Here is an 8,161-nt window from a genome sequence, read left to right as displayed (position 1 = left end):
CGCCGACCGACCCGACTCCCACGCCGACGGACCCGACGCCGACCCCGACCGATCCGACGCCGACTCCGACGGACCCCACCCCGACGCCGACGGACCCGACGCCGACCCCGACGGACCCCACTCCCTCCCCCACCGACCCGACGCCCACCCCCACGCACCACACCCCGCACCCCACCCACTCGCCGAGCCACCCGGGCAAGCTTCCCGACACCGGCTCCCGTGGCGGTGAATGGATCATCGGGTCCATCGCGGCAGCGCTCGTGGCCGCCGGTGGAACGGTCCTGGTGGCCACGCGCAGGGCACGCCGCCGCACGTACTAGCAGCACTCGCCCAGCCCCCCGTTCAGCAGCCGCCGCCGGCCGCTGTACGGGAACGGGTCCGGCGGCCGGGACCACTGAGTCCCGGCCGCCGGACCCGCGCGACGGAACGCGACGAGAGGAAGACGAACCCCAGTGATCGGCCCCCTGACCGCCGTGACCGGAGCGAGCGGAGCCGTCGGCGGCCGGGTCGCCCGGCGCCTCGCCCGCACCGGCGTACCCGTACGGCTCCTCGGCCGTGACCCGGCCCGCCTGCCCGACCTGCCCGGCGCGGACCGCGCGCCCGCCGCCGCATACGGAGACGCGGAGGCCATGCGCCGGGCCCTCGACGGGGCGCACACCCTGTTCCTGGTCTCCGCGCACGAGAGCCCCTACCGGGTGCGCGAGCACACCACGGCGATCGACGCGGCCGTGGCGGTGGGCGTGGAACGGATCGTCTACGTGTCCTTCCAAGGTGCCGCGCCCGACGCCACGTTCACCTTCGCCCGCGACCACTGGGACACCGAGGCCCACATCCGAACGGCCGAGGTCCGCCACACCTTCCTGCGCGACAACTGGTATCTGGCGGGGCTGCCCGCGATGACGGGGGCCGACGGCGTGCTGCGCGGACCGGGCGGCGACGGGCGGGTCGCGGCCGTCGCCCACGAGGACATCGCGGACGCGGCGGCCGCGGTGCTGCTCGACGAGGGCACCACCTACGACGGCAGGACCTATGACCTCACCGGACCCGAGGCGTTCACCCTCGCCGAGGCCGCCGAGGAGCTGAGCCGGGCCACCGGACGTACCGTCACCTACGTCCCCGAGACCCGCGAGGAGGCCTACGCCTCCCGGGCCGGCTACGGGGCCGAGGACTGGGAGGTGGCCGGGTGGGTCACCTCGTACGAGGCGATCGCGCGCGGCGAACTGGCCGCCGTGTCGGACGCCGTGCCCCTGCTCACCGGCCACCCGGCCAAGAGCTTCGCGCAATACCTGGTGGAGAACCCGGACAGCTACCGCCACCTGCTGCCCGCCGACTGAGCGGACCGGCCGCACGGCCCGGGCTCACCGCCACGGGATGTGGCGCCACGGACTGCCCTCGCTCTCCGCCAGCAGCCGGTGGGCGAGGACGTTCTGTTCGTAGAACGGGCCGTACTCCTCCTCGTCGAACCGCAGCACCCGCCCCAGCGCGTACCCCGCCGAGAACTCCTCCCAGGAGAGGTGGGCCGACTTGCTCAGCGCCCCCGCGTGGACGATCGCCGCCTCCGCGTCCGCCGGGGTGCAGTAGCGCGCGGACAGCCCCCAGCGCGCCAGGTTCACCGCCCGCCCGTAGTCGTAGGCGACCGTCGTACGCACCCGGCCGTCGGGCGGCAGCAGCCCGTCCGCGCGGAACCGGGCCTCGTAGCGCATGATCCGGCGTACGAGGTTCTCGATGCCCTTCACCACGTCGGCGGCGGCCCCCAGGTCCTGGGCGTGGCCGGCGGCCGTCTCCCGCCACAGATCGGCCGACGGCAGCTCGCCCAGCGCGGACGCCAGCTGGTCGCGGGTGCGCAGCACGAAGTCCGGTTCCGGCGGGCTGTTACGGGCATCCAGCAGGGCGTCCAGCTGCTCGCGCCACTCCGCGTGGCCGGTGATGCCCCAGGAGTCGCGCAGCTGATCGCGCTCGGTGGTGTACTCGCGGTAGACCGTGCCGACCTCGTTCCACGGCACCGCGTTCCCGATCGCGAGATGCGCCCCGCAGGCCAGCCCGTATGCCAGCGGTCCGTGCAGCGCGCCGTGGCGCAGCGCGAGCAGCCGGTTCTCCCGGAGGCGGTCGTTCTCCGCGTACGCGCGCTGCCACAGCGCCAGATCCGTCGGGGACGTCGGCAGCAGCAGCTGCCCGGGCGTCCCCACGTTGACCCCGAGGAACACGCGCGGGTCGGACCAGCCGAACTCGGCGGCCCAGCGCAGCGACACCCCGTGGAAGACCCAGTCCGGATGCCAGGCGGGCAGCATGCCCCGGGTGAGCACCGGCCGGCAGACGAAGCCCGCCGGGTCGTGGTGCGCACGCCAGGTGATGGTGTCCGGCTTGGCGTCCGCCTCGGCGCGCGGGGCGGGGATGTACAGCTCGGCCCCCGCCAGCGCCGCCAGCTGGGCCCGCGGGTCGCCGCGGAGCGCCGCCTCGTGGAGGAGCTGCTCGGTCTCGGAGGGCGGGACCCAGGGGGCGGGCGTCCAGGGGGCCGGGGCAGCCGGGGGCGCGGTGGGACGGTTCGGGTGGATCGGGCTCATGACCAGGGGATGTTCCGGTAGGGGCTGGTGGGGTCCTCGGTCAGGACGCGGTGCTGGGCGAGCGCCTCCCGGTACGTCCGCTCCTCGCCGGGCGTGCCGTCCTCGTCATCACCGTGCACCAGCCGGGCCAGCAGATAGCCGAGGGAGAAGGCGTCCCAGGAGCGGTAGGCCTCCCGGGCGAGAGCGCCGAGCCGCAGCACGTCCTGCCCGGCCTCCTGCGGCTCGGTGTAGCGGGCGCCCAGCGCGAGCCGTACGACGTTGACCGCGCGCCCCAGATCGAAGGCGGCGAGGGTGTCGACCCGGCCGTCCGGGGCAAGGACCCCGTCGGCCCGGAACCGCTCCTCGTACCGTACGAACCGGTTCAGCGCCCGCTGCGCCTCCGCCCGGTCGTGGCCGTCACGCGCCGCGAGCGCCCGGTCCACCGCCTGCGACCACTCCTCCCGGCCGGGCGTGCGGCCCAGCCGGGCCGCCAGGGTGTGCCGGGTGCGCAGGACGGCCTCCTGGACGCGCCCCACCAGCTGGTTCTTCATCAGGGAGCCCAGCCGGTCGCGGAACTCGGCCCGGTGCGGGATGCCCCAGGGCCTGCGGAGTCTGGCCCGGTCCGCGGCGTAGTCCTGGTACACCGCGCCCAGCCGGTTCCACACGAGGCCGTTGGACACGGCGAGATGGGCGCCCAGCGCCAGGCCGTGGGCGAGCGGCCCGTGCAGCGGTCCGCCGCCGTCGGTGACCAGGACGCCCTGCCGGGGCCCGCCCGAACGCTCGTCCGCCTGGTGCCAGCCCCGCAGCCGACGGTGACCGGCGGCGACCAGCGCGGTGTACGGGGTGCCGTGGTTCACGGCGAGGCGGCGGGCGTCGTACGGCCAGATCCGGGCGAGCTCTCCGAGCCCCACCTCCCGGAACACCCACTCCGGATGCCAGGGCGGCAGCATCCCCGGGGTCAGGACCGGTACGCAGATCCGCCGGGTCGCCTCGTCGCGGAACGTGGGCAGCGGGGGCGTCCAGTCCGGGATGTCCGCGTGCAGCCGGGGGACGAGCACGTACAGCCGGGTGCGCGCGAGCACGTCGAGGACGGCCTCCGCACTGCCGCCCGCGACGGCCGCGGACAGCTCGCGTTCGGCCTCGGTGGGCGGAGCGGGGGGCGGGGACGCCGGCGGAGGGGGAGGAGTCCCCGCGTACGACGGTGGATGCGGCCGGTACGCCTCGTGCGCGGGCGCAACCGCCCGGCCGCCCTCTGTCTCTGCCGCGTTCCCCGTCGTCACGGAGGCGATCCTATGAAACGGGCCGCGCGCCGGCCCCGAGTGGTCAGCGGCCGGACGGGCGCACCAGCCCCGACTCGTACGCGAACACCGCCGCCTGGGTCCGGTCGCGGACGCCCAACTTGACCAGGATGCGGCCCACATGGGTCTTCACCGTCTGCTCGGCGACGGTCAGCTCCCGGGCTATCTCGGCGTTCGACAGGCCGCCCGCGATCAGCGCCAGTACCTCCGTCTCGCGCTCCGTCAGATCCCCGATGCGCGCCTTGAGCGGCGGGCGCGGGGCCTCCGCCGTCCGGGAGAACTCCACGATCAGCCGCTTGGTGATGTTCGGCGAGAGCAGGGCGTCGCCGGCCGCCACCACCCGTACGGCCTGGGCGAGTTCGTCGGCGGAGGCGTCCTTGAGCAGGAAGCCGGAGGCGCCCGCGCGCAGCGCCTCGTACACGTACTCGTCGAGATCGAAGGTCGTCAGGACGAGCACCTTCACCGTCGAGCCCTCGGCGGCGGTGATCCGCCGGGTCGCCTCGATGCCGCCCAGCTCCGGCATCCGGATGTCCATCAGGACGACGTCCGGGGCGAGTTCGGCGACCTTGGCCACGGCGTCCAGACCGTTGACGGCCTGGCCGACGACCTCGATGTCCGGCTCGGCGTCGAGCAGCACCGTGAAGCCCTGGCGGACCATCACCTGGTCGTCGGCGATCACGGCACGGATGGGCGTCGTCATGGGGCGTCCTCGGTGGTGGCGGTCGTGGTGGGGGCGGTGGGCAGGACCGCGGTGACTTCCCAACCCCCGTCGGGTGCGGGCCCGGTGGCCAGGTCGCCGCCGAGCATCGCGGTGCGCTCGCGCATCCCGAGCAGACCGTGGCGGGTGCCGGGCGAGGGGGCGGCCGGGCGGTCCGGCGGGGTGTTGGTGACCCGTACGGTCAGCCCGGTCGTGCGGTGGCCGATCTCCACCCGGGCGCTCGCCCCGGGCGCGTGACGCATCACGTTGCTCAGGGCCTCCTGCACGATGCGGTACGCGGACAGCTCGACGCCGGGAGGGAGGGGGCGGGGTTCGCCGGTGGTGGTGAGGGTGACGGCCAGACCGGTGGAGCGCACGGTGGCGAGGAGGCCGTCGAGCCCGTCGAGGCCCGGCTGCGGGGCGTGCCGGGAGGCGTCGCGCGCGGGGGCGTCCTCCGAGCGCAGGACGCCCAGCACCCGGCGCAGCTCGGTGAGGGCTTCGAGGGCGTTCTCACGGATGCCGGTGAGGTTCTCCTTGAGCTCGTCGGACGGGTCCTCCACCAGATGCGGGGCGACCTGCGCCTGGATGGAGATCACCGACATGTGGTGGGCGACCACGTCGTGCAGCTCGCGGGCGATCCGGTTGCGCTCCTCCAGGAGGGTGCGCCGGGCCCGCTCCTCGGCGGTCAGCTCGGCCTGGACGACGAGGTCCTTACGGGCCAGGCGCAGGCTGCGCAGTGCGGTGCCGAGGACCAGGGCGGTGGTGCACACGAGCGCGGCCGCGGCCGGGCTCACATGCGGCAGCGGCGGCGTGCGCAGGGCGACGAACAGCGCCGTCGCCAGCGAGAGGGCCAGCGCCGCCACCGCGCGGCGGGGCCGGACCCGCAGCGCCAGCAGGAACAGGGCGCCGCCCTGTAGCGCCGCTGCTGCGAAGGGGGTGGGATACAGGGCCGCGGGATTCACGGGGAGCCCCTTGAGCCAGGGGTACAGGTGGTCCGGAGGAGCGGCGGCCACGGTGACCAGCACCGCCACGACCGCCAGCGCGGTCGCCGCCCACCAGGCACCCACCGGACGGATCATTCCGGCCACCAGCGCCGCGGACTGTGCGGCGGCCACCAGCACCGCCAAGGCGCTGACCGCGGCACCGTGCGGGGTGAGTTCGACGGTACGGATCACCGTGACGCAGACCGCGACGATCACCAGCAGTACCAGGAACACCGGCCGCCACACCGGCGATCCGGGCTCTCCCATGCGCGGCACCCGGTCGGCGGGCGCAGCCCACAGGTCCTCGTACAGGGCGCGCGGCGCCCGGCGCACCGCAGCCCGCAGGCGCACCGCCCCCGATGACGTCACCGCCCCCACCGCCCCCTCGGCTCCACTAGCCCTCAGACTAGGCACGACGCACCTCCGCCTTCCGCCCGGGGCAGGACTCCCGTACGAGGAGGGAGCCCCCGCCCGTACGCCGCCCGACCTGTTCGTAACCCCGGAACGCCGCCCAGCACACCAGCAGCGCCAGCGCGAACACCGGCAGCCAGAGCAGCCGGGCGAGCACCCAGCCGGTGCCGTCGGGCACGGTGTGCAGCCCCGGCAGCGGCTCACCGGCGGCCAGCAGCGCGCTCGCAGTGACGACGATCATCGCGGTCTGGTGCCAGAGGAAGACGGTCATCGCCGACAGGTTCACCACCGCCACCGCGGCCCAGACCGGGGGCCTGCGCAGAGCCCGGCGCAGCGGCCCGAGCAGCAGCACGGCCGCCCCGCACTGGGCGAGGCCGAAGGTGACGGCGGCGAGGCTCGGCGGGTCCAGATTGGAGAGCGCGCCGCCGGGCACCCCGACCATGGAGGCCGGGTAGCCCGCCCACCGGACGAGGACCGCGGCCGCCGCCGCCCCGCCGAGCAGCAGCGCCCAACGGCTCGTCAGGCCGCGCAGTCCGCCCCGCGCCACCAGCGCCCCCAGGCAGTACGGCACCAGCCAGCCCGCCACCACGTTGACCCATCCCAGCTCCCGCGGCCCGCCGAGCCCGAGGCGTACGAGGTCGACGTGGAGCACCACCGCGAGCGGCCACGCCGGGTGCAGCCGCGCCACCAGCGGGGTCAGCGCGGTCAGGGCGGCGAATACCAGCAGGAACCACAGCGGCGACCAGACCAGCTTGGCCAGCGCCAGCACGGTGGGCTCACCGACCCCCGAGGCGAGCATCGCGCCCGCCGCGAGGGACCACACCACCAGCACCGCCGCCACCGGCCGGAACAGCCGCACCAGACGGCCGCCGACCCACCGCCCGTACGGCACACCCCGCTCCTGGGCCGAGGCCCAACTCCCGGCCGCCACCTGCCCGCCCACCAGGAAGAACACGGCGAGGGTCTGGAACACCCAGGAGACCGGGACGAGCTGCGGCAGATGAGTCAGCGGGCTCGCGCCGCGTACGGTACCGCTGTCGGCGACCAGCGCGGTCACCAGCCAGTGCCCGCCCACCACACCGAGGACGGCCAGTGCCCGCAGGGCGTCGATCCCGCGGTCCCGGCCGGGCGGAGTGGCGGCGTCGACCCGCGCGACGAGCCGACGCACCGCCTCACGCATCGGGGGCCTCCAGCGGGGCGCGGCCGGAGACGATCCTGCCGAGGTTCGTCAGGGCCCGCGACCCGGGCAGCAGATAGTCGCTGTGGCCCCCGCCGCCCGCGTCGAACACCTCCGCCCCGAACCGTTCCGCCACCGGATCGGTCCCGAACCCCACCGCCCCGACGAACGGCACCCGCACCCGCACATGGGGCACCCGGGCGATCCAGTCGGCGCCGCCCCGCCCCGCCCACACCCGAGCACCGGTGCCCAGGGAGTCCGCGTCCTCGCTCCCGACCCCGGGGCTGCCGTACAGCACCAGGGCATCGGCGGCCGTGCCCGAGGCGGCCCGGGCGCAGACCACCGAACCGTAGGAGTGACAGAGCAGCGTGATCCGGGCACCCGGCAGCACCGCGGCCAGCCGGTCCACCAGCGCCCGCAGCCCCGGCGCGGCCTCGGCGGCCCGCCCGTCGGTCACCGAGGCGGGGCTAACGGTGGCGGGCGTGCGGTACCCCAGCCAGGCGAGGACCGCCCCGCCGTCCCCCAACTCCCGCTGGAGCGCCACCGCCCCGCGCCGCAGCCGCCCGTACGCGTCGAGACTGACGCCCGCTCCCGGCACCAGCACGGCGACGCGCCGAGCCGCGGCCAGCTCCCCGACGACCTCCACGCTCCGCCCCCCGTCGCGCCCGTCGAACGAGAGGAACTGCCGCCCCGGCGAGGCCATCGCGCGCAGGGTGGCCGCCCGCTTCAGGTCGCCGTGCCCCACCGCCGCCCGCTCGGCGGCCAGGATGTCCTGCCGTCCGACCGCGTACCGCTCCGCCAGCGCCGCCGGGCCCGCGTCCCGCAACGGCCCGAGCGCGGTCGGCGCGGGGGCGGGCACGGCGGCGGGCCGGGCCGCACCGGAGACCGGTACGGCCACCGCGAAGGTGACCAGTGCGGCGAGCAGGGTGCGGCGCAGACGGGGTCTGCGCGGGCGGTCCGCCATGGGGCGAGGTCCTTCCGTACCAGGGACATTGTGTGATTCCGGTACAGAAGTTATGGGCGGGGTGCGGTAGTTGAAGTCCCGCTGTGGAGTG

Annotated in this window: 7 protein-coding genes and 1 pseudogene; 2 read left to right on the top strand and 6 right to left on the bottom strand. The window is 75.5% G+C overall.

Annotated elements, in window-relative coordinates:
* Positions 1 to 320, top strand: a pseudogene (locus tag CIB93_RS37875) (peptidase); the annotation flags it as partial.
* Between the two features lie 132 nt (positions 321 to 452).
* Positions 453 to 1,334 (top strand): SDR family oxidoreductase, encoded by an 882-nt coding sequence (locus tag CIB93_RS12765; protein WP_096626907.1) that lies wholly within the window; start codon positions 453 to 455, stop codon positions 1,332 to 1,334.
* A gap of 24 nt (positions 1,335 to 1,358) precedes the next feature.
* On the opposite strand, the gene CIB93_RS12760 is transcribed toward CIB93_RS12765, so the two are convergent.
* The 6 genes from CIB93_RS12760 to CIB93_RS12735 are packed head-to-tail and all read right to left on the bottom strand — an operon-like array spanning position 1,359 to position 8,070.
* Entirely contained in the window at positions 1,359 to 2,561 is a 1,203-nt protein-coding gene (locus CIB93_RS12760) for a DUF1266 domain-containing protein (RefSeq protein ID WP_096626906.1), read from the bottom strand.
* Positions 2,558 to 3,820 carry a DUF1266 domain-containing protein gene (locus CIB93_RS12755; RefSeq protein WP_373558743.1) on the bottom strand — a complete coding sequence of 421 codons (1,263 nt, stop codon included), beginning with the start codon at positions 3,818 to 3,820 and terminating at the stop codon, positions 2,558 to 2,560. The genes CIB93_RS12760 and CIB93_RS12755 overlap by 4 nt, the downstream gene beginning before the upstream one ends.
* Positions 3,821 to 3,863: 43 nt before the next feature.
* On the bottom strand, positions 3,864 to 4,538 hold the full coding sequence (locus CIB93_RS12750) for a response regulator transcription factor (RefSeq protein WP_096626904.1): 675 nt from the start codon (positions 4,536 to 4,538) through the stop codon (positions 3,864 to 3,866).
* A complete protein-coding gene (locus tag CIB93_RS12745; protein ID WP_096626903.1) occupies positions 4,535 to 5,896 on the bottom strand; it encodes a sensor histidine kinase in 1,362 nt (453 codons plus the stop codon). The genes CIB93_RS12750 and CIB93_RS12745 overlap by 4 nt, the downstream gene beginning before the upstream one ends.
* A 28-nt stretch (positions 5,897 to 5,924) precedes the next feature.
* Entirely contained in the window at positions 5,925 to 7,109 is a 1,185-nt protein-coding gene (locus tag CIB93_RS12740) for an acyltransferase (RefSeq protein WP_096626902.1), read from the bottom strand.
* On the bottom strand, positions 7,102 to 8,070 hold the full coding sequence (locus tag CIB93_RS12735; protein WP_096626901.1) for an alpha/beta hydrolase: 969 nt from the start codon (positions 8,068 to 8,070) through the stop codon (positions 7,102 to 7,104). The genes CIB93_RS12740 and CIB93_RS12735 overlap by 8 nt, the downstream gene beginning before the upstream one ends.
* Positions 8,071 to 8,161: the final 91 nt, after the last annotated feature.

The sequence above is a fragment of the Streptomyces sp. WZ.A104 genome (assembly GCF_002382885.1).
In the GTDB taxonomy this organism is placed as follows: domain Bacteria; phylum Actinomycetota; class Actinomycetes; order Streptomycetales; family Streptomycetaceae; genus Streptomyces.
Note: the sequence above shows the minus strand (reverse complement) of the source record. Positions and strands in the feature narration are given on the sequence as shown.

Bases quoted from the DNA above. Each gene is read 5' to 3' on its own strand.
- CIB93_RS12760 (WP_096626906.1), bottom strand. From the start codon at position 2,561: ATGAGCCCGATCCACCCGAACCGTCCCACCGCGCCCCCGGCTGCCCCG.
- CIB93_RS12750 (WP_096626904.1), bottom strand. From the start codon at position 4,538: ATGACGACGCCCATCCGTGCCGTGATCGCCGACGACCAGGTGATGGTC.
- CIB93_RS12740 (WP_096626902.1), bottom strand. From the start codon at position 7,109: ATGCGTGAGGCGGTGCGTCGGCTCGTCGCGCGGGTCGACGCCGCCACT.
- CIB93_RS12735 (WP_096626901.1), bottom strand. From the start codon at position 8,070: ATGGCGGACCGCCCGCGCAGACCCCGTCTGCGCCGCACCCTGCTCGCC.